The organism is Bacteroides faecium (assembly GCF_012113595.1).
In the GTDB taxonomy this organism is placed as follows: Bacteria; Bacteroidota; Bacteroidia; order Bacteroidales; family Bacteroidaceae; genus Bacteroides; species Bacteroides faecium.
The window spans coordinates 2,291,120-2,317,755 of the sequence record NZ_CP050831.1; the positions used below are offsets into that span (position 1 = coordinate 2,291,120).

The 26,636-nt window shown below is 43.8% G+C and carries 14 protein-coding genes; 7 read left to right on the forward strand and 7 right to left on the reverse strand.

Going from position 1 to position 26,636, the window contains the following annotated elements; all coding sequences use genetic code 11:
• The first annotated feature begins 5 nt into the window (after positions 1–5).
• From BacF7301_RS07945 to BacF7301_RS07975, 7 genes are all read left to right on the forward strand, one after another.
• Positions 6–1,793 carry a RagB/SusD family nutrient uptake outer membrane protein gene (locus BacF7301_RS07945; protein ID WP_167961782.1) on the forward strand — a complete coding sequence of 596 codons (1,788 nt, stop codon included), beginning with the start codon at positions 6–8 and terminating at the stop codon, positions 1,791–1,793.
• Positions 1,794–1,822: 29 nt separating this feature from the next.
• On the forward strand, positions 1,823–3,778 hold the full coding sequence (locus tag BacF7301_RS07950) for a DUF5006 domain-containing protein (RefSeq protein ID WP_167961784.1): 1,956 nt from the start codon (positions 1,823–1,825) through the stop codon (positions 3,776–3,778).
• A 46-nt stretch (positions 3,779–3,824) separates the two neighbouring features.
• Positions 3,825–5,987, forward strand: coding sequence for a peptidase M26 (locus BacF7301_RS07955; RefSeq protein WP_167961785.1), 2,163 nt, complete (start codon positions 3,825–3,827; stop codon positions 5,985–5,987).
• A gap of 28 nt (positions 5,988–6,015) precedes the next feature.
• Positions 6,016–8,082 (forward strand): fimbrillin family protein, encoded by a 2,067-nt coding sequence (locus BacF7301_RS07960; protein ID WP_167961786.1) that lies wholly within the window; start codon positions 6,016–6,018, stop codon positions 8,080–8,082.
• Between the two features lie 205 nt (positions 8,083–8,287).
• Positions 8,288–10,927 carry a glycoside hydrolase family 2 protein gene (locus tag BacF7301_RS07965; protein ID WP_167961787.1) on the forward strand — a complete coding sequence of 880 codons (2,640 nt, stop codon included), beginning with the start codon at positions 8,288–8,290 and terminating at the stop codon, positions 10,925–10,927.
• 160 nt (positions 10,928–11,087) lie between these two features.
• Positions 11,088–11,399 carry a metal-sulfur cluster assembly factor gene (locus tag BacF7301_RS07970; RefSeq protein WP_022139307.1) on the forward strand — a complete coding sequence of 104 codons (312 nt, stop codon included), beginning with the start codon at positions 11,088–11,090 and terminating at the stop codon, positions 11,397–11,399.
• Positions 11,400–11,467: 68 nt separating this feature from the next.
• On the forward strand, positions 11,468–12,232 hold the full coding sequence (locus BacF7301_RS07975; protein ID WP_167961788.1) for a UDP-2,3-diacylglucosamine diphosphatase: 765 nt from the start codon (positions 11,468–11,470) through the stop codon (positions 12,230–12,232).
• Positions 12,233–12,540: 308 nt separating this feature from the next.
• Here BacF7301_RS07975 and BacF7301_RS07980 read toward each other — a convergent pair whose 3' ends face one another.
• From BacF7301_RS07980 to BacF7301_RS08010, 7 genes are all read right to left on the reverse strand, one after another.
• A complete protein-coding gene (locus tag BacF7301_RS07980) occupies positions 12,541–14,922 on the reverse strand; it encodes an alpha-amylase family glycosyl hydrolase (protein ID WP_167961789.1) in 2,382 nt (793 codons plus the stop codon).
• 62 nt (positions 14,923–14,984) lie between these two features.
• Positions 14,985–16,352: an Outer membrane protein SusF domain-containing protein gene (locus BacF7301_RS07985; RefSeq protein WP_245208416.1), complete on the reverse strand. Its 1,368-nt coding sequence runs from the start codon at positions 16,350–16,352 to the stop codon at positions 14,985–14,987.
• 23 nt (positions 16,353–16,375) lie between these two features.
• A complete protein-coding gene (locus BacF7301_RS07990) occupies positions 16,376–17,524 on the reverse strand; it encodes a SusE domain-containing protein (RefSeq protein WP_167961791.1) in 1,149 nt (382 codons plus the stop codon).
• 38 nt (positions 17,525–17,562) lie between these two features.
• Positions 17,563–19,161, reverse strand: coding sequence for a RagB/SusD family nutrient uptake outer membrane protein (locus BacF7301_RS07995; protein ID WP_167961792.1), 1,599 nt, complete (start codon positions 19,159–19,161; stop codon positions 17,563–17,565).
• 20 nt (positions 19,162–19,181) lie between these two features.
• Positions 19,182–22,205 (reverse strand): SusC/RagA family TonB-linked outer membrane protein, encoded by a 3,024-nt coding sequence (locus tag BacF7301_RS08000; protein WP_167961793.1) that lies wholly within the window; start codon positions 22,203–22,205, stop codon positions 19,182–19,184.
• A gap of 88 nt (positions 22,206–22,293) precedes the next feature.
• Positions 22,294–24,504 (reverse strand): glycoside hydrolase family 97 protein, encoded by a 2,211-nt coding sequence (locus BacF7301_RS08005; protein ID WP_128859430.1) that lies wholly within the window; start codon positions 24,502–24,504, stop codon positions 22,294–22,296.
• Positions 24,505–24,703: 199 nt separating this feature from the next.
• The gene (locus tag BacF7301_RS08010; protein WP_167961794.1) at positions 24,704–26,557 is read right to left on the reverse strand and encodes a glycoside hydrolase family 13 protein; all 1,854 of its coding nucleotides are present in this window, start codon (positions 26,555–26,557) and stop codon (positions 24,704–24,706) included.
• Positions 26,558–26,636 lie beyond the last annotated feature (79 nt).

Consider the following 26,636-nt stretch of genomic DNA (forward strand, 5'->3'; position numbering starts at 1 on the left):
AAATCATGAAAAAGATATATATATTGGCTCTTGCAGCCGCATCCGTATTGCCGTTTTCATCCTGTTCTGATTTTCTGGACAGGGAACCTATAACCAAGCCTGAGGCCGGCACATTCCTGACCGGCGCGATACAGGTCGAAAACTATATTAACGGGCTTTATATGACATTGCCGTCTTTCCCTAAATTCGGGCTGGGAGTTCGCAGTGAAGAGAAAAACAGTGATAATATCGTAGCCGAGAAATATGACCAGCGCCTGCATGGGCAATATAATCAGTTCAGCGGCGCTTCCGACTGGCAGACCGGTTATCAGAATTTGCGTAAAGTGAATTATTTCTTTCACTATTATAATGTCCCCCGAGATCTGGAAAACGAAGATGTGCTTTCGTTGAAGGGAGAGGCTTACTTTTTCCGTGCTTACTGGCATTTCAACCTGTTGAAGAAGTTTGGCTCTATTCCGGTGATGGATTCTTTTTGGGATGAGAACGCTACGGTGGCGGGGTTGCAAATTCCGGCAAGGTCGCGCAATGAGGTGGCAAAGTTCATCCTGCAAGACTTGAATGAGGCCAAACTGCTGCTGCATTCCCGCAGCAAATATTCCGGTATCCGTGTCAACAAGGAGGCGGCTATGGTCTTGGCTATGAATGTCGCCTTGTATGAAGGTACTTGGGAGAAATATCATGCGTCGGACGGATTTGCCGCACCGGTAAATGAGTTCGGCTATTTCTTGGGTGAAGTCATTAAATGGGGAGATGAATTATTTAAAAGTGGTATTGGCTTATATAAAACAGGGATATATCCGGGCGATGCCTTTGCCGCTTTATTTAATAGTAAGGACTTGTCGGCTATGGATGAAGTCTTGTTGTGGCGAAAATACTCCAATGCCGAGGGAGCTTTCCATGCTGTCAATGCTAATCTGAAAGGTGGAATAGTTGATACGGAAGGGGCTGCCGGAATCACGCAGAGCCTGGTTGACAATTACCTGAACGCGGATGGAAGTTTTATCAATCCTAAGAATGAGAAGTTCAAGGATTTTAAAGAGACATTTAGAGGGCGTGATCCCCGCTTGATCCAGACAGTGATGAACGAAGGTGCCAAATATGCTTCTGCCACCACCGCCCGCCCCATGCATCTGGAGGTGTGGAGCGAAAGTCGTGACAAGACAATCAGTGCCCCGAAACTGGAAGCGGACGGCAGTGCGCGGTCTTTGACTGGCTACCATATCCGTTTGGGCATTGACACTACTTATGTGAACGGTAATTGTGAGACAGCCTTGCCTGTTATACGTTATGCGGAAGCACTGCTGGCTTATGCTGAAGCGGCTGCAGAACTAGGACAATGGAATGAGGGAGTTGCGGAAAAGACGTTGAAAGAACTTCGCGGACGTGTAGAAGTGACGTATGTGGCTCCTGCGAAGGATGCCAACTTCCCGGATTTTGGCTATGAGTTGACTCCGGTCTTGCAGGAAATCCGTCGGGAACGTCGCTCTGAACTTGCCTTGCAGGGGTTCCGCCTTGACGACCTGATGCGTTGGAAAGGAGAGAAGTTGATTGTAGGGCAGCGCGGAAAAGGTGCTTATGTGGGGGACGACTCTATTTTATTCCAGTCTTTCAAGCCAGAGAATCAGGTGAAAATTAGAGAACGCCTGACGTTGGACGATAATGGTTGGGCGGATCCGTTGTCCGGTACATTGCCCGGCGGTTATCAGTTCCATGCCGATAGGGATTATTTATTGCCTGTCCCGCCTTCTGAACTGGAACTGAACAAGACTTTAGTTCAGAATCCGAAATGGTAAATACAAATAATGATATAATAGAATACATTATGAAGAAGATTTTCTACGGGTTATTGCCCGCTTGCCTGTTGGTTTTGTCAATGACGGGCTGTGACGATAATGAAACTATCATTTCCATCGGGGAAACCCGGAACCTGATAGCCGAGATAAGCACTCAAAGTGCGGCGATTGGAGATAAGATAACATATTCGGTTAAGATAGACCAGCAGGACAACCGCTTGTCTCTGGAAGAGGATATTGATGTCGCGTTGACTTTCGCGGGAAAGGATAAGAATCAGAAAGATGTTTCCGCGGCGGATGTTTTCAAGGATTTCGGCGGACATATTGCCCTGAAGAAAGGAGAAAAGCAAGGTTTTGCAGAATTTACGGTAAAAGAGGATTTGCGTAATTATCCTGTTTCCGGTACGATAACCGCTTATGTCCGGGGGTATAAGGTCAATGCGGCCGAACGTCCGATTGTTGTGTCCGACAAACATTACACGATAATGTCCTTGAAGAATAATTCGGATAATACGGTGAAGGAGTACGGCTCGTTTATTCTGGTAGCTACTGTCGGAGCTCCGGCGAAGGAAGATGTGAGCGTTCGTATAGATGCCGGTGAGGATGCGGGCAAATTTGAGAATCTGCCCGCGGAGTTGGTTGTCAGGGCAGGATATAAAACAGCGGAATCAGCTTTGGTACGGGTGAAAGGTCAGACTGGGCCGAATGATTTTACTTCTGTTTCCATGTCATTTTCCACAGGTTCGGAAGAACATCCGGTGTATGGGGATAAGATGGAGATTAAGGTGACGGATATAGATGCAGGTTTGGTGCCGGGAACTGAATTGACTAATGAGCAATGGGTTTATACTGATCCGGATCAGATATTTGTTTCTGCCGCTAATAAAAAGGCTGTTGAGAAGTGGGATGAAGTTAGGGTAGCGTCTGCATTGGAAATAAAAGAAGGAGATCCGCATCCGAATGAATCATTGGCTGCTCAGGGTTGGACTTTCCTGAATTCGTTCGAGTTTCATCCGATTGACGCTTTGACGGAGAAAGGGGCAGGCGTTAATGTGTATGGAAATCGTCCTCCACGTTATATGGCAGCACAGAATGTCGCCAATACGCAAAAGGTTCAGGCGGTTGTGAACGAGAAATATTCGACGATGACACAGGACGGATATTTGAGAATGTGGTGTGCATATGATCCGGGACTGGATTGTACTGGTGGAGTGACAGGTAAAAAAGATTATGGTGTTTCCGCTATTTATGCCAGTAAGTTCGACGGCAATCCGAGCGGGGCTGATGGTTGGGAGGCCAATAACGTGCGTATTCTGCCGGGAACCCGTGTAGAAGTAAGAATCCGTGTACGTGGAAAGAAGCATTCCTTTAATTCTGCTGTTTGGTTCCAGGGAAACATAAGAGGCGTACAATGGTCTACTTACGGTGAGGTCGACCTTTTGGAGAACCCGTCTAATAAAAATGGAGTTATGAATGGGGCCTGGCAGACTTTCCACTGGAATGACAAATCTACTACCTCCGGTGATAAATACAAGCCCACTTCCGGTCAGATGGTAATCAACGATATGGATGTGTTTGATATTTATTGGATGGAATGGAGAGATAACGGTGAAATAGCTTTAGGTGTCAATGGCAAGGAGAATGTGCGTGTCAAAACAGATGGGACATATACAGGTTCATTGAATGGTGGCGATACATGGAACAGCTCTACGCACTGGCCGTTTACAGACCAATACAATCCGGAAGGTTTGCATTTGTTGCTTACATTTGCGGGTTGTAATGAATGGTCATTGGGACAGAGTGTTGCGGAACAGGCTGCGAAAGATGGTAGTTGGGCTAATGACTTCAAGCATATATCTTATCAGGAGAGTAAGACGAGTGAAGACACGCCGCGTATGGAGATTGACTGGATACGTTTCTATAAGAAGCCAAATTACAGTTATTATGGAAACGGCACTCCCTCTCGTAACAAACCGATGTATTAACGGTTGTTGGAATAAAGATGTTTAACCGAATAAACTTTTATATAGTATGAAGAAGGTTTATCACTTGCTGGGCATTGCACTGCTGGGTACAATAGCGCTGACCTCTTGTGAAGAGGATAAAATAGTGAATGAAAATACAGGTGGGGAAAACGATGCCGACAAGAATTTGGCTGATTATACGTTTTCTGCCTCTATCAAACAGGCCGAACCTTTGGCTCGTGCCAATTTGCAGAACGATGTATATACATGGGACAGTGGAGATGCCGTTACCGTATGGAACCGGAATCTCGGAACCGGCTATAATTTTACTGTCGCATCTATCGTGACCGGTCATAATGCGGAATTCTCGGGAAAGGCTGCTATGGGGGATAGACACAAGTTGGTCGCTGTCTTCCCCCAAAAAGAAGCGCAAACGTTTAATGAACTGTCTACATTTTCCATGCCGGATGTTTGTGTGCAGACCGGCAAAACAGCAGAGTTGACAAATACTACTTTTATGGTAGCTACCGGTGACGTTGCAGAGAATAAAATTCCCGCGTTGACATTTTCACCGTTGACGGCGCTTATCCAGTTCAACCTGAAGAATACTTCAGACCGCGAACTGAAGATTCGTCGCATCACAGTAGGGAGTGATGACAATGTATTTCCGGCAGAGTTGAAGATTGATGATAACGGAACGGTGCAAAGTCTTTCGGGTATGCGTAATAAGATTACACTGGAGTTGGGTGAACAAGTGCTTGCTGTCAATGAAACGTTGAATGGCTACCTAAACATATTGCCTACCACTTATGATGACACTCGGCTGATGAAAGACAAAACAGTGCTGAGTGTGACAGTGAATATTTGGAATGGCGAAACGGAGCAGGATGTTATTGTATTGAAGGAAGTTCAAGTGCAGAATATGGAGACAAAAGTTGGTCTTGATATGAACGCTACAGCTTGGCAGTTTGCTGCCGGAAGGCATTATGAAATGAATTTCAATGTCGATTATCGTTTCCAGATACCCGAAGAAGGTTATTTGATTGATGAAGATGGTGATATACATATCTATAACAAGAAGGGACTGTTGGGATGGAAACAGATTATGAATGAGCATCGGAAGGCTGTCGTGACTTTAGAAAAAGAATATATCAAGCCGGATGGAGTGATAGATTTGACAGGTGAAGTATGGGAATCCATAAAGTCTTTTGAAGGTGAATTAGAGGGCAATGGAGTCGTTATTGATAATCTGGTTATCGGAAAAGAAGGGTTTGTGACTACGAATAATGGTACAATTCGGAACTTAGTTCTCGGGAATGTTAGTTTTGCTACCGATGTAACAGCTTCCTCAGGAACATTGGTTGCGGAGAATAACGGAAATATAGTCAATTGTGCTGTAGGGAATATAAATGCTACGGTGACGAAACCTGTAAACTTTGGCGGTTTGGTAGGAACGAATACACAGCCCGGAAAGGTTGAGAATTGTAGGGTAGCAAGTGGGACGATTCATCTGAATTTGAATGGAACAGATTCCGGTAGCGCAAGTCTGGGTGGTCTGGTCGGACAGAATTATGGTGGAGCCGGAGTCGTTATTAATTCGTATGTAGGCGCGGTTACCATCAATCATCCTACTAATTCAGTGAATGCTTCAAATGTCGGCGGTTTGGTCGGATGGAATAATGTAGGAAAAATCAAAGGATGTTATTCTTTGGCAAGCCTGGAGATAAACTGTTCTGCACAGACGGGAGGACTTGTAGGTGTGAATGCTAACGGTACTGTTTTGGCTTCTTATGTAGCAGGTTCTATAAGTGGAAAGATTGTGAACAATACGGGAGGTTTGTTAGGCTTTAATAATGGTGGTAACACGATAGTTACAGCTTGCTATGTGACTACTCAGCTATCAGCGGCTACTACGGCTGCCAATAAGTTCGGTGCTTTCATCGGTACAAACAATGGTAATGCCAAAGAATCCTATTTTATGAATACGACAGTAAATAATGCTACCGGTAATAATTCGTCGAATGGAATCATTCAAGTGACGGCGGATAAGCTCAAAAGCAAAGTACGTTACATGAATCTGGCAATAGAAGAAACGGAAAACGGATTCGGATTCAACTTCAAAGTCAATGAAGATGCCGCAACAAGTACGGAGCAACCGCTAATCTTGCAACCTGCCGTGCCTGTACCGGGTTTTGGAGGCTCAGACTTCGGAGAGGGCGGTGATATTTAATTAATGGATAACGGAAAAAGATTAAACCATGAATAAGATATATTCTTTATTAGGGATTGGGCTGCTGAGCGCAGCCACCCTAAGCTCTTGTGGAGAGGATGCTGTTGTAGAAGAAACTAATCAGGTGCTGCAGCAAGGAAAAGAACAAGCTTATACCACAATTGCTTCTATTCAAAAATATGAGGCTACGGAAGAATCCTCTTCTACGCGTGCCAACGTACAGGAAAACGGTCGCTCTTTCATGTGGAATACGGATGACAAGGTTACGGTTTGGAACGGAACGAACGGTTACGATTTCACAACTGTGGGATATGATGATAATGAGCCCTCTTGGAATGTAGAGTTTTCGGGAAATGGTTCTTTGACAGATGGAGCAACCGTATGGGGGATTTACCCTAAAAAGGAATCGCCTACTATGGAGAATGTTTTTACTTTCACATTAGGAGACAATATGACGCAGAACTTGGATAAGCCGGAATTACAGAATACGATGCATATGCTTGCGAAAGGTACTGTGAATGGAAATACGGTTACCAATCTTAACTTTGAGCATTTGACCTCCCTCTTTCAGTTCAATATAAAGAATCTGCGACCGGATAGCTATAAGGTAGTCAAAGTCTCTGTAGCATGTGATGAGGCTATTTTCCCTAAGATACTGACAGTCTCGGGAGAAGAAAAAACGTATAGTGACAAGGTTAATAGCTTGACCTTAAATTTATCTGACATGAATGTGGATAAAAATGGGACTTCTTACGGTTATCTAAGTTTTTTCCCGATGCCGGATATGACAAAAGATACAAAATTGACTTTTACTCTCACAGTACGGAACGAGGGGGGAGCAGATACGGAAGATATTGTAAAAGACATAAAGACAATCGGTGAACTTTACAATGAGGCTTCTGCTGTTGCCAAAGATGGGTATAAATATGTTGCAGGAAAACGATATGGCGTATCATTCTCTTTGATTGCAGAGTTGGGATATGAAGTGACGGCACCTAATAATTATCTGGTCAAAAAGAATATGGGACTGATAAACTTAGCTAGTGATCCGACAATTATGTCTAATGCTGAAACTGTGATTACATTGGATACTGATTTGGACTGGACTGCGGAAGAAACTTGGATGCCGATAGGTACATTTGCCGGAACATTGGATGGTAATGGCAAAACAATTACCGGTTTGAAAATCAATATTGAGAATGCTACTACCGGATTTATTGTTGCCAATTCCGGTACAATTAAGAATCTGAAAATTAAGGATGCCTCTTTGACTGGAACGATGTCTTCCGGGAGCAATGTACCTGTAGGAGCATTTGCCGGAACGAACACTGGTAAAATAGAAGGTTGCGCCATTGAGGGTGGATCTTTTATTGTTCCTGCCAATTGTTTGTATGGCGGATTCGTTGGACAAAACAACGGAACTGTTAGTGATTGCCATATTATGAATGTTTCTAACTTTACTTGTAAAAGTACAGGGACTAATGTAGGAGGTATAATAGGTAAAAATATGGGGACTCTTGAAGGCAGTTATGCGGATAATGTAACGTTGACATGTAAAGCGGGAACTATTGGTGGATTAGTCGGTTGGAATAACAGTGGCAATGCGAAGATTGTAGGATGTTATTCTTTGGCAAATATTGTTTTGACCGGTTCTGTGAATTCAGGCTTGTTAGCCGGTGGATGTAATTGGACGAATGTAATTGCCTCATTTGCAGTGGGTAGTATTACCGCTCCTACTGGTGTTAATGCGGCAAGAGGTGGGCTGGTTAATCAAGGCGGTACGATTAATGGCTGCTATTCGATTCCTGTATTCGATAATCTTACAGGTAATCCTAATACTGGTGGCATTGCCGGGAAAAGTGCAGGAGGTATAAATACGACAAATTGTTTCTATGTAAGTACTGATGCCGCCATTTCTCCTATGGCTGGTAGTGCGTTGGCAGGTGTGGATAAATTGGCTGCTAATTCAGAATTGGTAGACAAACTTTCAATATTGAACTCAAATGCTCAAGTTGCCGCTTCCGGTTATGAATTTGTAGTAAATGGGGGCTCAAATAAAGATGTTGTCCCCTTACTCGTACAAAAGAAGAAGTAATTAATCTTTGAATTCCCCTCCCCCTATTTATCTTTATTATGTATGTAACAAAAGGATAGATAGGGGGATTTTTAGACTTACTCTTTTCTTTAGGTAACGAATCTGATAAAAAGTAGATATAATTGAAAATGTTTTAGCGATTATTGGAAGCTATAAGTTTAGTAAATGCCTTATCTTTGAAACATAAAATAGATGATATAATATTATGAAACGAATCTCAGTCAGTTTAATGTTTTTATTGTTGGTTCTCATGGCTTATGCCTACGAACCCGAATTCTCGACTGCCGGCTTTTTCCGATTGCCGGATACGGGACGTGATGTATATTCGATGAATCCCGCCTGGCGTTTTCATAAAGGAAGCACTGTCGGTGCCGAAGCGAAAGAGTTTAATGACAAAACTTGGCAGGTAGTCTCCTTACCGAATGGCATCGAATATCTTCCGACTGAAGCCAGCGGTTGTATCAACTACCAGGGGGAAGTTTGGTATCGGAAGCATTTTACTCCGGCAGACACCTTAAAAGGGAAGAAGTTGTTTTTTCATTTCGAAGCCATCATGGGCAAAAGCAAAATTTACGTGAATGGCAATTTACTTGCAGAGCATTTTGGCGGCTACCTTCCTGTATCGGTTGATGTGACAGATGCGTTGGAATGGGGGAAAGACAACGTAATAGCCGTATGGGCTGACAATAGCGATGACCCTACTTATGCTCCGGGAAAACCGCAGGACGTATTGGATTACACATACTTTGGCGGTATCTATCGTGATTGCTGGCTGATTGCGCACAATCCAGTGTTTATCACCGACCCGAATTACGAGAATGAAACAGCCGGCGGCGGATTATTTGTCGCTTTTGACAATGTTTCGGAACAATCGGCGGATATTCTTCTGAAAGCGCATGTACGCAATGATAATACACAGAATTTTGCCGGGAATATCACCTGTTCGTTAGTCGACCGTGACGGTAAGGAAGTGGCATCATCAGATATGAAGCTAAGTATTCGCAAAGGTACTGCGATAAGCCGTAATGGAAAGATGAAAGTGGAACAACCTCATTTGTGGACTCCTTCATCACCCTATCTGTATAACCTGTATATCCGTATTTATGATAAGAATGGAAAGGTCGTAGACGGTTATCGCCGTCGTATCGGCATCCGCAGCATTGAATTCAAAGGAAAAGACGGTTTCTGGCTGAACGGAAAACCGTATGGAAAGCCATTGATGGGTGCTAATCGCCATCAGGACTTCGCGGTAGTAGGAAATGCCGTAGCTAACAGTGTTCACTGGCGTGATGCGAAGAAGCTGAAAGATTTGGGACTGGAAGTGATTCGTAACGCACATTGTCCGCAAGACCCGGCATTTATGGATGCTTGCGATGAACTTGGTTTGTTTGTTATAGTGAATACTCCGGGATGGCAGTTCTGGAATGATGAACCGATTTTTGCCAAACGGGTTTATAATGATATTCGTAATTTGGTTCGCCGTGACCGTAATCATCCTTGTGTATGGCTATGGGAACCTATTCTGAACGAGACATGGTATCCGGAGGATTTTGCCGGGCATGTGAAAGGTCTTGTTGATGAAGAGTATCCTTATCCGTCTTGTTATTCGGGCTGTGATACGCAAGCCAAAGGGGCGCAATATTTCCCGGTTCAGTTTTGTCATCCGATGGAAGTGTCGAAGCGTGACCCTAAAATCACTTACTTTACACGTGAATGGGGCGATAATGTGGATAACTGGAGTTCCCACAACTCTCCCAGCCGTACAGCCCGCAACTGGGGCGAGCAACCTATGCTGGTACAAGCTGCGCATTATGCTTCCCCATCTTATGAATATACCTGTTATGATGCCTTGTACAAGGAATCTCCGTGGCACGTAGGCGGTTGTCTGTGGCATTCGTTCGACCATCAGCGCGGTTATCATCCCGATCCTTTCTATGGGGGAGTGATGGACGTGTTCCGCCAACCGAAATATTCTTATTATATGTTTAAGGCGCAACGTCCTGTTGAGGCTTCCGACGGCTTGGCGGAAAGTGGGCCGATGGTATATATTGCTCATGAGATGACACCGTTCTCTAGTAGAGACGTAACAGTCTATTCAAATTGTGACGAAGTGCGCCTGACGGTTAATAAAGGTGGAAAGGTATATACACATAAGAAAGATAAGACACGGAAAGGAATGCCTTCGCCGGTTATTACTTTTCCGGGTGTATTCGATTTTATGACAGACAAGAAGTTGACCCGTGAGAAGCATGAGGAAGATGTTTATATGCTGGCGGAAGGGCTTATGGACGGTAAAGTCGTGGCTACTCACAAAGTACTTCCGGCTCGCCGTGCCGAACAAATTCGCTTGAGAGTAGATAACGAAGGTATGAACTTACGCGCTGACGGTTCCGACTTTGTAACTGTTATAGCCGAAGTTACTGATAAGAACAGTAATGTGAAACATCTGAACAACTATTATATCAAGTTCTTTGTGGAAGGTGAAGGGCGTATTCTTGGGGATGCCGGTGTGATGGCGAATCCTGCTCCTGTGAAATGGGGAAGTGCTCCGGTACTGATTCAGTCTACCACAAAGTCGGGCAAGATTAAGGTCATGGCCAGTGTTTTGTTCGAAGGTTCACAAATGCCTGTAAGCGGAGAACTGGAACTCACCTCTTCTGCCCCCATGTATCCGTTGGTGTTTGATGCTGCGGAAGAGCGTTTAACCAAACAGGTGGAATCTTCTTCGGCAGACAAAAAGAATGACGCAGAATTGGAATTGGAACGTCTGCGCCGTGAGTTGAATGAACTGAAACTGAAAGAGGTGGAACGACAACAGACAGACTTTGGTGAAAAGAGGAATTAATACTCCTTTTGCAACAATTTGCCGTTCCGGTACGTTTTTAAATTAACCGGAGATAGAGAGTCGTATAATATTCTTTAGGCACGGGATACGCATTCCGTGCCTATTTTTTTGTCTTTCGTATTTTATCTCTATCTTTGCGATACATAACAAATAAGAACGTATGGAAAAGTTTGAAATAGAAGAGAAGATTGTAGCCATGCTAAAGACGGTGTACGACCCGGAGATTCCGGTAAACGTATATGACCTCGGACTGATTTATAAGATTGATGTCTCCGATAATGGGGAAGTGGTGCTTGACATGACTCTGACAGCACCGAATTGTCCGGCTGCTGATTTTATCATGGAAGATATTCGTCAGAAAGTGGAATCAGTGGAAGGAGTGAACTCGGCTACCATTAACCTGGTGTTTGAACCGGAATGGGATAAGGATATGATGAGTGAAGAAGCGAAACTCGAACTGGGTTTCCTTTAATTATGAGTGAACAGAATACACACTGACAACTCATAACCCACTACTTATAACTAACAACTAGAAAACTCATGAAGAACGTTTATTTCCTTTCCGACGCGCATCTTGGTTCCCGTGCCATTGAACACGGACGTACTCAAGAAAGACGCTTGGTGAACTTCCTTGATAGTATAAAACACAAGGCTTCTGCTGTTTATCTGTTGGGAGATATGTTTGATTTCTGGTATGAATTCCGGCTGGTCGTCCCCAAAGGGTACACCCGTTTCTTGGGAAAAATCTCCGAACTGACGGATATGGGAGTGGAAGTGCATTTCTTTATTGGCAACCATGATATATGGTGTGGGGATTATCTCACCAAAGAATGTGGTGTCATTATGCACCGTGAACCGCTGACTACCGAAATCTACGGAAAAGAGTTCTATCTTGCTCATGGTGACGGACTGGGCGACCCGGACAAGAAGTTCAAACTGCTTCGTTCCATGTTTCACAGTAAAACATTACAAACGTTGTTTTCCGCTATTCATCCCCGTTGGAGCGTGGAACTTGGCTTGTCATGGGCGAAACGCAGCAGGCAAAAACGGGCTGACGGAAAGGAGCCGGACTATATGGGAGAAAATCAGGAGCATCTGGTATTATATACAAAAGAGTATTTGAAAAGTCATCCCAATATCAACTTCTTTATTTACGGACATCGCCACATTGAACTTGATTTGATGCTAAGTGCCACTTCACGTGTGCTGATACTTGGAGACTGGATTAATTTCTTTTCTTATGCCGTATTCGACGGCGAGAATCTTTTTCTTGAAGAATATATAGAAGGCGAGACGCAGGTCTGAGGCGGAAAGTTTCATCCCCGTTTGAAACAAAATGTTCCAACCCGGTTTGAAACAAAAAGTTTCCCGGTGTGAAACTAATGGTTTCTCGGTGTGAAACACTTCGTTTCTCGGTGAGAAACAAACAGTTTCAAGGCATGAAACAACTAACTTGCTTAAAAGGACTGAAAAAGAACTCATGCTTGAAGAGAAAAATCTCTACCGATAAGAAATAATTAAAGCAATAAATCCCTGCTCCAACATTGTGGAACAGGGATTTATTACATTATTATGGGTTGTTTTCTATGATAACTCTGATTACAACCGTTCAATTAATTGTTTACTGGAAAGTTGGTGTATAACTTGAAGCTATTAGCAGGTATAACAACAGGCTGTTCAGAACTGTTAGTCACATTCAATGTTTCACCATTCAATTCATACCAATCTCCCGTGTTACCAAAGTACACACTTGCATTAATCTGTTCATTCTTGAAATTGCCTACTACAACCAGTTTCTTTGTAGTGGATTCCAATCTTAGATAACGACCTTTATCCCAATCGGAAACACCTACTTTCCAGTCTTTGAATGCGTTGTCGCTGAATAAGTCTGGATTATCATTGCGTAATTTCAGCAAAGTGCTATAAGTGTCGTATAATCCTTTTCGATATTGGTCATCAAGATAATCCCATTTCACTGGCTTGGCATCCGTATTCTTGTCAGTTCCCATTGTTCCATCGTACTTATACATTATGGAATAATCATAACCCAGTTCGCCAAACTGCCAAATCATTTTCGGTCCTGGGACAGTCAAGAAGAAGGCTGCATTTGTCTCCAGTTGTTTCATACGGGTAGCAAGAGGTGCGTCTTTAAGATTACCAAAAGCCGTTTGCTTGTATGCGACTCTTTCTTCATCATGGCTTTCCATGAAATTAATCCATCCATCGGCAGGCATTTCGCTATTTCTCATGTATGAGAAATCTGATTTACTTGATTCTCCCATTCCGGACTGGCAATAGCTTTCATTCATATTATGCCATAGTTTCATTCCTTTTTCTGCTAGAACTTTTTCTTCTGATATATCACAGAAGTGTTCTAGAATCATTACTGCATCCGGATTTGTAGTGTTTACAGTTTCATGGTAGTCTGTTAAAATATCAATACGGGACTGGTCGTAATTGCTGGATGAACCGGAATCACTAGTCTTTTGAGTAAATCCTTTGGTTAAGTCGAAACGGAAACCGTCAAACTTATACTCTTCCAACAAGAACTTCAAGTTACGTTTTACAAATTCACGTACAAGCGGTGATTCGTGATTGAAGTCATGGAATACACTGAATGGATGCGGAGCATCGACATTGAACCACGGATTATTCTTGGCTGTCTTGCTTTCTTTCGAATTCCAATAAAGTTTAGCAAATGGATGACTGCCAGTAGCATGGTTGTAGACTACATCCAGCAATACTGCGATGCCTTGTTGATGACATTCATCAATGAATCGCTTATATTCTTCTTTCGTTCCATATGCTTTGTCCATTGCAAAATAATAACATGGATTGTATCCCCAGCTATTATTCCCGTCGAATTCTTGTATAGGCATAAGTTCAATCGCATTCACTCCCAAGCTTTTGATGTAATCCAGATGCTTTGTAGCTTCTTTGATGGTACCGGTGGCAAGTTCGGTGCCTGCTTGTGTGAAGTCACGGAACAGTAACTCATAAATTACCATATTGTCAGGATTATCAATCTTGAAATTGGATACTTGCCAGTTGTAGGATGCCGGTTTCGTCTGGAATACGGAGACAATGCCTGTCGTCTTTCCGTTCGGATATTGTATGGCACTAGATGGATAAACTCCCAGTTCTACAAGATATTTATCGTTCGAGCCATCCAGTACCTTTTCACAATAGGGGTCGCCAATACGAACGTTGCCGTCTTCTTCGCTGCCCATATAATATTGGAAGCCATACTCTTTGGCGGGGTCGATGCCCGTAACGGTGTACCACCAGAAGTGTTTGTCGTTATCACGCTTCATCTGATATTCTGTGCTAAGTTCCCAGTCATTGAAGTCGCCAATGAGACAAGCATAATCCTTATAATTGTTATCCGTATCCAAATCGTATAGTGCGAAAGTCACAGACGTTCCGTCAGCCGATGGATGGATACCCGCTTCTTCTACCGGGCAGGCAGCTATCTCTACCGGAGCTGGTGTGAAAGTCTTGTCTCCTGTTACTGTGATAAAAAAGTCTTTGGTTTTCTTTTCGTCAGTCAGTACTTCCTCATTGCGGAAGAGGATGCAGACATTTTGAATGTTTGCTGCATTTTCCGCGCCAAACCATTCACGTACTGTCGGGGCAAGTGTAAAGCACCAAATATTATCCGCCACTTTTTCTGCCTTGTATTTATCTTCATTTACCCCCCATTCCGTAGGAACATACATCCAGTCATTGATACCGATGTGAACATATACATCGCCTTCATATCCGTACAGGTCGTCACCAGCGGCTGCTTTATACCAGATTTTACCTTGCTTGTCGCCCTTGAATTTAGTAGGATAATTATTGATTCCTTCTACCAATTCTTCGATAGACGGCTCGTGATCCAGTTCGGGAATTTCCGGACCGGTGATTAACATCTCATGGTTTTCGTCGGAACATGCTACTATCGTGAATAGACAGAGCAGCATCCAGAATATATGTCTTATATCTTTTTTCATAATTGTTATATTTAAGAAGACAAGAACCACCATCATGCAAGATGATGGTTCTCTGCCATTGGCTAATTGTTGTTTTTTATCAGAATGAGACGTCCGTTAAGGTATAACTTAACAGTATATTCTCCCGGAGTATCTAATTTTATATTGTCTGCACCACCATCGGCGTTGAGTGCATCCAGACTTCCACCGATAGCTGTGTTCCAATCCTTATTTATGCGAACCTTGAAGTGATTGGCAGACAATGTAGTTGTCGTGCTCCAGCATTTCTCTGTATCATCATAAGGCATATTTGTTTCTGCATCTGTATCCCATCCGCCAACAGTAGCATCTCCAATAAGGCCTATTGAGTTTATTTTAACGGCACTGATTTCTTTCTTGTCATCGTATAAATTCACCTTCAAGAAGTAGATTCCTGCTTCGGATACTTGCATATTATCGTTTCCCTCAACTGGCAATACTCCCTTTCTTGTGGTAAAATATGAATATCCATAATCGCCACCATTCCATGACGAACTGGCTGTTAGCTTAAATTCTTTTTCGATGGATACCATTCCAAATTGAAGTTTCGCGTCTACTCCCGATAATGTAGCAGAATTGTAAGGTGACCAAGAGGAAGACACAGGTACCCACAAGAAGTTTGCATACGGCAATTTCTCTACTTCGTATGTTCCGTTTATCATGTCAATGGTTATCTTAATGCTCTTATAGTCATTTCCGGCAGGTATTTGGATAGCATTGGCATCATCCTTTTGAACCAAATTGCCCTCTAATGCTTCTGCCTGAAGTGTACCATATTTCTTTCCTGAAACAGATTGAATAGTGAATTCGGAGTCTTGAACAACTCCATCGCTATTAGTTAAAGCAGGTACGGTTACTGTAAAAATCGGATTAGCATATACATCGCCGCTTTTATTACTAAAGGCAACCGCTTTGTCGAAAGTTAATGAACCCGTTAAATAATAGGCCCCCTCAATCACCGGTGCTTCCGGAGTAACTTTCAACTCATAACTTTCAGCCGGTGCCGCATATACTGTCTTTCCGACAGCCACGTATGCCGTTAATACTGCATTCATGGTACGTTCTACCGGACGGATACCATATATTTGCGCCACTGCATTCTGCAAATCTTCCGTTGCTACGTATCCTTTGTCGTCTACAGTTAAAGTCACTTTATTATCCAACTTCATTTTATAGGATAAGGTGGCTTCTTCTTCAACGACAGGAGCTGTAAATACAGCAACCGCTACGGATTCTTCCTCGACATTTCCAAGATTAATCGGGTCTACACCTGTAGCTGTAAAAGTAATCTTGCCGGCAGCTTCTTCCTGTCCGTAAGACTGTGGGGAAGCTACCCCTTCATTAAAATCTTCGTTGCAGGCTGTTAGTGCGGCAGCCAGTAACACGGTTATATATATTGATAATTTTTTCATATCTATCTGCATTTAAGATTAATCTATTTTGCTTTGAAGTAATAGCACTCGTCCAGTTCGTTGAACAGTACGGTATAATCACCCGGTTTGCAACTGATGGTAGCTCCATCAACAAATGAGCCGAATGGGAATACCTCTCCACCCCAAGTCTTGTCGCCGGAAGTGAATTTGGCTTTGCAGCTTGCCGCGATTGTTATGTCGGCATACCATACATGTGAGTGCTCCATGGTAACTTTGGTCATGTCTACAGATTCCGAACCATAAGTCAATGTGACGGCATCATATTCTGTCGGTTGAGTTTCAAAAGTAGTAGCTTTCATTGTCAGTTTATTCTCAATCGTATTGAGATGAAGCGTGTACCAACCGGCTGCATTCACTTTAATATTTTGAGAATTCTTGTCATTTACCAAATTGGTGAATCCTTCGCTGTCAGCATTTCCCCATTGGTCATCCCATGTACCGGGAACAGCTACTACCTTAAATCCTTTATCTGCCGGGATATATCCTGTGTAGGTAAATTCTCCTTTACCTGTATTGGCATCATACGCATATCCTTTTACCAGTGACATCGGGAAATAAGCGGTACCTGCTGCCATTGTCGGATTTCCCCAGGGAACTTCACCGATGAAATCGCCCAGTAAATAATAAGTGGCAGGAACGGCATCAGATATATCCATATAATAAGGTATAACTTTCAATTCAATCGAATTGGAATGTATAGGATACCCTTTATCTCCGATATGTGCGTACAAACGTACAAATACACTCATCGGTTCGCCGTCATAATCATTCTCCGATGTCCAGCCGGCAAGTTTTACGATTGCCTTATTCAATTCCTGTGTGTTCGCATCCACTTTGGCTGATGTAGATATGGAAGCTAGTGTCAGATAAGAAGCATCTGCCGTTTCCGTTTCATCAGTCCATTTGTCTGTTAAATCCGCTTGCACGGTGTAAGTCACTACGGCAGGATAGCCATAGTCCGGTTGCGTACAAGTCAACTCGATATTCTTGGATTGATTCAGGTCATAGACGTTGGACGTTGCATTGGCAGGAGTGTTCAATACAAAAGTAGTAGGTTCCTGTATGGTAGGATTTGAGTCCCTGTCATCCTCGCAGGCAGTCAGCAGGGCTGTTGCTACTAGTATGGACGTCAGTATATTTATTTTTTTCATATTACTCTGTTTTTATAAAAGTATAACTTCGGTCTGGTTTAATATTCAGGGTTTTGCTTCAGATTCGTATTCGCATTGATATCATTGGCAGGAATAGGATAAATGTTGCGGAACTCTTTTATTTCAGTACCTTGTTTTTCTCCACCTTTCCAATCCCAGTTGTAGTCGGATTTTCCACCGAAATCGCCAAAACGAATCAAGTCAATGCGGCGGCGACCTTCAAACCAGAACTCACGCGCCCATTCGTCACGGATGTCCGTCAATGTATATGAAGCAGATTCGGCGGCGTTCGCACGCTTACGGATTTCATGCATAGCGTCTATTGTCTCCTGAGTAGAAACACCATTGTTTGCACGGATGCTGGCTTCTGCTACAATCAGATAAGCTTCTGCCATACGAAGAAGAGGTATATCCATATCGGGATTGTCCGTATCGCTTGTCAGTCCGTTGTCTGCACGGATGTTCGAGAATTTGGCACATGCGAATCCGTCCGTAAAGCTCATATTGTCTCCTGTCGATGTACTTCTCTGTACTCCGCACATCAAGGCACGGTCATCTTTTGCTGCCACTACCATCTGGTCTTCCAATACGGAAGGAGCATCATTTACGTTCGGGAAGAATTTGGCTACCATTGCCTGACGACAATGCGGGCCGCCCCATCCTTGCTTGCTTCCCCATGGATTCATGCCTGTGTCACTTTTGTGCGTACCTGCAATCAAGAACAGCGAACCACCCCAACTCTTGGTTCTCACACCATCCTGCAAAATCGGAAGTATCACTTCCTGTCTTGCTTTGTTGACATTGCTGCCATCATTATCTGCCATGAACAGGTGTTTGTAGACAGGAGCCAGCTTATAGCCGGAGCCAATCACCTTCTGGGCATATTCCTTGGCTTTTCCCCATTGCGGCGTGCCGGTATAGACTTCTGCGTTGAGATACATACGTGCCAGCAATAACCAGGCGGCAACACGGTCTACACGGCCGTAAGTCGTTTGAAGCGGCTGTGCCAGTGTGGCGGTAGCGTCGTCACCGATTTCTTTCAACTCTTCTTCAATCTTCGCGAAAAGATCCGCACGTTGTATTTGCTGAGGCTTCTCTGTCGATACTTTGTCGCAATACGGCGGATTGCCGAACATATCCATCAGGTAATAGTTATTCAAAGCACGGATAAAACGTACTTCTGCACGTTGGCGTGTCGTTTCATCATCTGTCAGTCCTTCCGTTTGTTCCAGGAAGTAGTTGCACAAAGTGATGTCGAATGTCAGACGGTAATAGAGTCCTGTCACGATTTCATTGGAAGAACTCCAACTGCAATCGGCAATAGTAGCGACACCGGCATCGTTCCATGAATTGACAATCGCTTCATCTGTCATCAATTGGTTGGCACACCAAGTCATACGGTAGAAAGAGGAAGTACCTTCGTCGATGTCGTCCAAGTCACCGCTTCCGTCGGGGCCTTTCTGACCTGTCAGTCCGAGGGTTCCATATATCTTGTTAAAAACGCTTGCCTGGTCGAATGTCATCACTATATTCGGGTCGATAGGAGTCGCATCCAGGTCACCGATACATGAAGTCACGCTGACTGCCAGTAATAGTGAGGCAGCCGATAGGATTGATTTTATATATCTGAATTTCATAATTGGTATTTTTAGTAGGTTTAGAAATTAAGGCTCAAACCGATTAATGTAGTCAGAGGACGCGGATAAATATTGTTATCCAATCCCTTTTCTACTTCAGGGTCAAGTCCTTTGTATTTGGTGATAGTGAATACGTTCTGTACGGCTGCATATACGCGTCCGCCAATTGGAGCGCCGAACATTTTTTTGAACGAGTATCCCAAAGTGATGTTGTCACATTTCATGAAGGAAGCATTCTGTACGAAGTAATCGGACAGTAAGGTGTTGTCTTTCAGGTTCTGGATATTATTTGCCACTCCCATCAACGGGCGGTTGTTGAGTGCGCCGAATGAATAGACAGAGGTCGGGTTGCAGTCGGAACCACCTGCTTCGACAGAGTTATACACATAGTTGTTCAGGCTGGCGCGCAGTGAGAAACTGAAATCCCATGACTTGTATGAAAGACGGGAAGTAAGTCCCATAAGTACGTCGGCTGTCGGCTTTTTGTAGAAGTAGCGGTCATCACCGTTAATCGTTCCGTCTCCGTTGCGGTCTACAAATTCGTTCTCTATAGGCTTTCCATTCTCGTCATACACTTGCTGGTAAACATAGAAGGAAGAAGCCGGATGTCCTACGGCATGCGCCATTGCTTTCATATCACGTCCGCCACCGATATTGTCTCCGGCAGCAACATAATAATTTTTGCTATCTCCGGTAGTTAATTTGGTGATTTCGTTTTTGTTGTAAGTGATATTGAAGCCAAGATCCCATGTCCAGTCGGTAGTTACAACCGGTTTTGAATTAATGGAGAATTCGATACCTGAATTTTCTAATGAACCGACGTTGGACAATACCTTGTTTTTGAAGTTCGTTCCGGCAGAAACGAATACGCTGTTCAGCAAATCGGTGGTCTTGCGATAGTAATAATCCACAGCACCATTGATGCGGTTGTTCAGGAATCCGAAGTCCAGACCTACATTATAAGTGGTCGTCTTTTCCCATTTCAAGTCCGGGTTGTATGCATTCGGGCGGTAAGTGATTCCCTCTCCCAGAATAGGATAGTAAGCCCCGTCTTTGTTTGTCTCATAAACAGCCAGATACGGATAGTCGCCCGAATTGATATTCTGCTGACCGGTAATACCATAGCCAAGACGAAGTTTTAAATCCGAAAGTACATCAACGTCTTTCAGGAAAGCTTCCTCTTTCAACTTCCATCCCAAGGCAAAAGACGGGAACAATCCCCAACGGTTGTTTTTGTGGAAACGGGAAGAACCATCCTGGCGTACGGTTGCCGTAAACAGGTAACGGTCCAGCAGTGTGTAATTGACACGACCGAAGAAAGATACCAGATAACTTTCCGTAGCCGAACCACTTGAGGTATTGTTGTAACGCTGACCTCTGTTCTCTACCACGTTGTTCGACAGCGGATAGAGTCCCCAATATTCCTGGTCGGACGTATCATGGAAGTGCTGCCATTCATAGCCTGCCATTACATCGAAACGATGTTTGTCAGTAAAATCTTTGCTGTATTGCAAGTAAGCATTCAAAGAGAGGTTGTACTTGTCTTTCTGTTCCCAGCCATAGCTGCCATAATAGTTGTTGGTCGAAGAATAGGGAGAGACGTCCGTATATTGCTTACCCGTAGAGAGGTCCATGCCACCGTTCACGTGTGCGTGCAAGTCCGGCAAGAAATGAAACTTATAATCCAGTTCCAGATTACCGATTAAAGATTTGGAGATGGCGCGGTCGTCCTTTTCTTCCAACAAGGCAACCGGATTACCCGGAGCATTGCCGTTGAAAGTACGTTTCCATGTGTCGTCATTCAAAGAAGAAGCGTCCGTATTCCATTGGAAATATCCGTCGAAATAATATTGATGGTAAGGATCGTCGGAGCGGACGGACTGTGTAGGGTCAAAGCTGACCGCGGAACCTACCGCGTTACCGTCAGCGTAGCGGTTCTTGGCAATCATACCTTTCAGGTTGGCATTTACTTTCAGATGGTCTTCAAAGAAAGAAGGAGCCAAGCTGACAGAAGCCGTATAACGTTCGAACTTGGATGTTTTCACAATACCGTTCTGGTTGGTATAACCGAACGATACACGGTAAGGCATATTCTTTAATCCACCGGAAATGGTGAGGTTATGGTCTGTACTTACGGCTGCGCGGAATATTTCTTTCTGCCAGTCGGTGTTGGCATTTCCTAATTTGCTATAAGCTTCGCTGTCTTCTCCCCAGATGTCTTTGATGAAAGAACGGAACTGGTCTCCGTCCATTACGTCGACGGTAGATTTCACAGTGCTGACAGATACATTGCCGTCATAAGAAATTGTAGGACGTGCGCCTGCCTGACCTTTCTTCGTTGTGATGATGATAACGCCATTGGAAGCACGCGAACCGTAGATGGCGGTAGCCGAAGCATCTTTCAATACGGTAAAGCTTTCAATATCATTCGGATTGACCATAGACAGAGGATTGGCCAAACCTTTCACCCCCTTATTATCCATTGCCAGACCGTCGATTACAATCAGCGGGTCGTTTTCCGCAGTCAGTGAAGAACCGCCACGAATACGAATCGTTGCTCCCTCGCCCGGAGCTCCGCCTTTGCTGATAACGCTTACACCGGCAATCTTTCCGGTCATCATGTCCTGTGCGTTGGTAATCAAACCTTTATTTAGTTTGTCCGGTTTGATGGCCGTAACCGAACCGGTCATATCGTTCTTTTTCACCGAGCCGTAGCCGATAACGACTACTGCGTCCAGTACTTGAGAATCATCTTCCAATGTAACCATTACAGTAGAAGCCGCTTTCACTTCTGCTGATTTATAGCCGACGAATGAAACGGAAAGAATAGCATCTTTCGGTACATTCAACATAAAGTTACCATCGAAATCAGTTATTGTTCCATTGGTTGTACCTTTCACCAGTACGTTAGCACCGATGACAGGCTCACCCGTTGTGTCTTTCACATGCCCCTTGACAGCTATTTGCTGAGCAAATGCTCCAATGGAAAGGAAGAGTCCCACCAATAATGTGAGCAGGGCTTTTAGTCTTAAGCTCTTTTTCATGTCTCTAATTTAAAGTTATTTTATCAAAATCAAATATATCTCTCTAAAAAATACCTACTGAAAACTATATTCTCTTCAATCTTATTCCCTAAAATTTCTTTAGTCCTTTTACTTCCGCTTTATCCTTTACTTCCTTGATACTGATGGCATAACCGCCACCGTTGGCAGCGCGCAAGTTCAGTTTGCTTTTGTTTGTCAGGATACCTTTTTTGATGGTATAAGCTTGCGGATTTTCTTTCCAGTCAGCATCTTTAGCATCCGCATAAACAGTGGCAATGTATTGTTTTCCCGGTGTGAGGAAGTCGAATACCAGTTTGGAAGTATGACCGTTCTCACCGGCTGTACAACCTACATACCAGTCGCCTGTACCTTTTGCCTTACGGGCGATAGTGATATATTCTCCCGGTTCTGCTTCCAGATAGTTTGTCTCGTCCCAGTCGATTGCCACGTCTTTGATAAATTGGAAAGCATCCATGAAACGTTCGTAGTTTTCAGGAATATCGGCAGCCATTTGCAGCGGGCTGTACATGGTCACGTACAAGGCTAACTGGCGGGCGATGGTAGAACGTACCTGTGAATTGTTTGCAGGATTCATCTTGTTGCAATGAGTTTCGAAGATACCCGGAGTGTAATCCATCGGGCCGCCGACCAGACGGGTGAAAGGAAGTATAGTCGTGTGATATACTTTATTTCCACCGAATGATTCGTATTCGGTTCCGCGTGCGGATTCGTTGCCGATTAAGTTAGGATACGTGCGGCAGATACCTGTCGGGCGGGTTGCTTCGTGAGCATTTACCATGATTTTGTAGTCGGCTGCTTTCGTCACTGCATACAGGTAGTGGTTGTTCATCCATTGTCCGTAGTGGTGTTCGCCGCGAGGAATGATATTGCCTACATAACCGCTCTTTACAGAATTGTAACCGTTGTCTACCATAAACTGGTAAGCCTTGTCCATATGGCGTTCGTAGTTGCGGACAGATGCGGAAGTTTCGTGGTGCATCATCATCTTGATACCTTTGCTCGCTGCGTAACGATGTACTTCTTTTACATCGAAATCCGGATACGGAGTGACGAAGTCGAATACATAATCCTTACTGTTGCCGAACCAGTCTTCCCAACCTTCATTCCAGCCTTCTACCAGTACAGCGTCGAATCCGTTTGCTGCGGCGAAGTCAATATAGCGTTTCACGTTGGCAGTGTTGGCAGAATGTTTGCCGTTCGGTTTGGTTTTAGAGTAATCCGTTTCTCCCAGTTTTACGCTGGTCAGTTCGTCGGTATAAGCCCATGAACCTTTTCCGGTAATCATATCCCACCATACGCCGATATATTTCACAGGCTTCACCCATGAAGCGGCATCTGCGATTTTGCATGGCTCATTCAGGTTCAGAGTGATGCGGGATGCAAGAATATTGCGGGCATCATCGCTGACGATAACGGTACGCCACGGAGTATTGCAGGGAGTTTGCAGATAACCTTTGTCTCCTTTAGCATCCGGAGTCAGCCAGGATTCGAATACCATATTCTTGTCGTCCAGGTTCAGGTGCATGCAAGAGTAATCGATAAGAGCTGCTTCGTGAAGATTGATATATAAACCGTCATCCGTTTTCATCATCAGTGCAGTCTGTACGCCTGTCTGTGAGAAAGGAGTCTGAGAAGAGTTCGGAGTAATGGCTTCTTTCATCAAACCTCTGATTTCTGACAGGCGGGAGATAGTATAATCATATTCCTGAGTGTCATAGTCGCCCGGTATCCAGTAAGCGATGTGGTCGCCTGCCATTGCAAACTGGGAATGTTCTTCTTTGATGATGAAGTAGTTCAAAGATTTCTGCTGCGGGAATTCGTAGCGGAATCCTAAACCATCGTTGAACAACCGGAAACGGATAAGGATAGAACGGTCGTTCATGGGCTGATACAGCGTGGCTGCCAGTTCGTTATAATGATTGTGGATTTCTTTTTCTTCTCCCCATACCGGTTGCCAGGTTTCGTTGAATGTGGAAGTCTTGACGTCTTTCACTTCGAATCCGTTATAAAGATTAGTCTTTGAATCAAGTTTTGTCAGATCCCGGCGGTCTACCCAGTCGAAATCTGTGCGGGTATTATCTTCTTTCTTTAATTCCAGTCCCAGGGTACTTGGTTTGATAACTGTTTTGCCTTTATAAATCAAGTCGTACGTTGGAGCACCTTCTTTGTTAACTTGGAAGGTCATTACCAGATTTCCATCCGGTGAAGTCAGTTTCTGTTGTGCATTCGCTATAAACGAGATACAGAGAAATGCGATGAGCAAAAGATTCTTTTTCATTTTATTCTTATGGTATTAAATTGTGAGCTAACTGATAATTTTATTCCTTGTTGTTTCGGATATTGCAAATGTAGCGACCGTCTGAACAAAGTTCTTCGATTAGAATAAAAATACAAGTTAGTATAAACTTTATTGTTTTGATTTATAGCTAAATAACTGCTTGGATACTTCGGATAAATATAAGTCGTAGTGAACTTCTTTAAAAGGATAAAAGGTATATTCCACGACCCGGAAGTGTTAAATCCTTTCCTAGTTCTACTTTTTTATCTTCCAATACATTGTATGCAGAAGTATCAGGCAGTATTTCCCGGTAAGTATCCAAGCTGATAGTCTGTTCCCGGTCTGTTCCATTCAGGAAAACAACGACCGATTTATCACCTTGTTTTCTTTCATACGCATAGATACCTTTACTCGGTGCGAAGTGTTTCAGTTTTCCTTTGGCTATGACTTCGTTTCCTTTTCTCCATTGGAGCAGCTTCTGTAAATAAGAGAAAGCTTCATTTTGTAGCGGAGTGCGGTTTGCCGCATCGAAGTAATTATGAGTATCATTTTGCCAGCCGCCCGGGAAGTCACAGCGAAGTGCTCCGTCACCGTTGGTTTTATCGGCAGCCATCAGGATTTCTGTTCCGTAGTATATTTGTGGAATTCCGCGTGTTGTCAGAAGGAACACTAATGCTTGTTTGTATCGGTTCAGGTTTTTAGTATCCGCTTCCGAACGATAAAAACGGGAAGTGTCGTGATTATCCAGGAAAGTCAATAGATTCATCGGGTCGGCAAAGACGATATCTTGCGACAGGTATTCGTAAAGTCGGCACAGTCCGCCGTTCCAGTCGGTTGTTTCCTCATCGAAAGCTTTGTTCATATGTTCCATCAATGGGAAGTCCATAACAGTGGGCAGGTAGGTGTTTTTAGGATAGGTCAGTTTGCTGTCTTTCTGCCAATAAGAGATAAGTACATTGCTGCCTAACCAAGTTTCGCCTACAATATTGAATTTGGGATACTCTTCGTTTACTGCCTTGCACCAATGAGCCATCATGTCAAAGTTCGCATAAGGGTGCGTATCCTGGCGGATTCCGTTAATACCGGCATACTCTATCCACCAGATACTACTCTGAATCAGATAAGTAGCTACATGGCGGTTCCGTTGGTTGAAATCCGGCATAACCTGGCTGAACCAGCCGTCGACTGCTATTTTCTTCTCATAATCGGAAGCATACGGGTCTAGCTGGGTAGCGGTTTTAAAACTTGTCTGCACATAGTTGCCTTTGAAGTTGAACCAGTCTTTGGAAGGCATATCCTTATATAGATAGTTCTCACTACCGCAGTGGTTGAAAATCATATCCATTACTACTTTCATCCCTTTGGCATGTGCCTGGTCTACAAGATTCCGGAATTCTTCATTATTCCCGAAGCGGCGGTCTGCCTGATAATAATCAGTGATAGCATAGCCGTGGTAAGAGCCTTCCTTCATGTCATTTTCCTGAATCGGGTTCAGCCATATACTCGTCACACCTAAGTCTGCAATATAGTCCAAGTGTTTTTCTATCCCTTTGAAGTCACCGCCATGGCGGGCGAAAGAGTCGTTGCGGTCTACCCTGGCTTCTAACATTCCGGGAACTATGTCATTAGAAGAATCACCGTTTGCGAAACGGTCCGGCATAATGAGATAAAGCACATCGCTGGAGTTGAATCCTTCTATCTGAGAAGAATCCGGTTTTCTTTCTTTAAGCTCATAAGGGATTACAGTCTGTTTTTTACCCTGTTTCAGAATCATGTTGAATGTCTGCGGGGCTGCTTCCGAGATATTCAGATAGACAATCAGGTAGTTTGGATTTTCCTGCTTGACAACCTCTTGCAAGGTGATGTCTTCGGAAGAGATGCTGACTTCAGCAGACGCTATATGTTCTCCATATAACAAAATCTGCAACTCCGGATTTTTCATGCCTGCCCACCAAAAAGCAGGGGCTACTTTTTTTATGACAGTTGCGGCATATACCGGGCTGCAACCAAATAGTAGTACAAGTAAGATTACAAATAGAAAATTCTTTTTCATGGTAACATAGATTTTAAATGTTTGCTCGGCGAACCGATGTTGCAAATGTAGGGGGATAGGGGAAAGCATTTGGGGACTA

Bases quoted from the DNA above. Each gene is read 5' to 3' on its own strand.
- BacF7301_RS07945 (WP_167961782.1), top strand. From the start codon at position 6: ATGAAAAAGATATATATATTGGCTCTTGCAGCCGCATCCGTATTGCCG.
- BacF7301_RS07950 (WP_167961784.1), top strand. From the start codon at position 1,823: ATGAAGAAGATTTTCTACGGGTTATTGCCCGCTTGCCTGTTGGTTTTG.
- BacF7301_RS07955 (WP_167961785.1), top strand. From the start codon at position 3,825: ATGAAGAAGGTTTATCACTTGCTGGGCATTGCACTGCTGGGTACAATA.
- BacF7301_RS07960 (WP_167961786.1), top strand. From the start codon at position 6,016: ATGAATAAGATATATTCTTTATTAGGGATTGGGCTGCTGAGCGCAGCC.
- BacF7301_RS07965 (WP_167961787.1), top strand. From the start codon at position 8,288: ATGAAACGAATCTCAGTCAGTTTAATGTTTTTATTGTTGGTTCTCATG.
- BacF7301_RS07970 (WP_022139307.1), top strand. From the start codon at position 11,088: ATGGAAAAGTTTGAAATAGAAGAGAAGATTGTAGCCATGCTAAAGACG.
- BacF7301_RS07975 (WP_167961788.1), top strand. From the start codon at position 11,468: ATGAAGAACGTTTATTTCCTTTCCGACGCGCATCTTGGTTCCCGTGCC.
- BacF7301_RS07980 (WP_167961789.1), bottom strand. From the start codon at position 14,922: ATGAAAAAAGATATAAGACATATATTCTGGATGCTGCTCTGTCTATTC.
- BacF7301_RS07985 (WP_245208416.1), bottom strand. From the start codon at position 16,352: ATGAAAAAATTATCAATATATATAACCGTGTTACTGGCTGCCGCACTA.
- BacF7301_RS07990 (WP_167961791.1), bottom strand. From the start codon at position 17,524: ATGAAAAAAATAAATATACTGACGTCCATACTAGTAGCAACAGCCCTG.
- BacF7301_RS07995 (WP_167961792.1), bottom strand. From the start codon at position 19,161: ATGAAATTCAGATATATAAAATCAATCCTATCGGCTGCCTCACTATTA.
- BacF7301_RS08000 (WP_167961793.1), bottom strand. From the start codon at position 22,205: ATGAAAAAGAGCTTAAGACTAAAAGCCCTGCTCACATTATTGGTGGGA.
- BacF7301_RS08005 (WP_128859430.1), bottom strand. From the start codon at position 24,504: ATGAAAAAGAATCTTTTGCTCATCGCATTTCTCTGTATCTCGTTTATA.
- BacF7301_RS08010 (WP_167961794.1), bottom strand. From the start codon at position 26,557: ATGAAAAAGAATTTTCTATTTGTAATCTTACTTGTACTACTATTTGGT.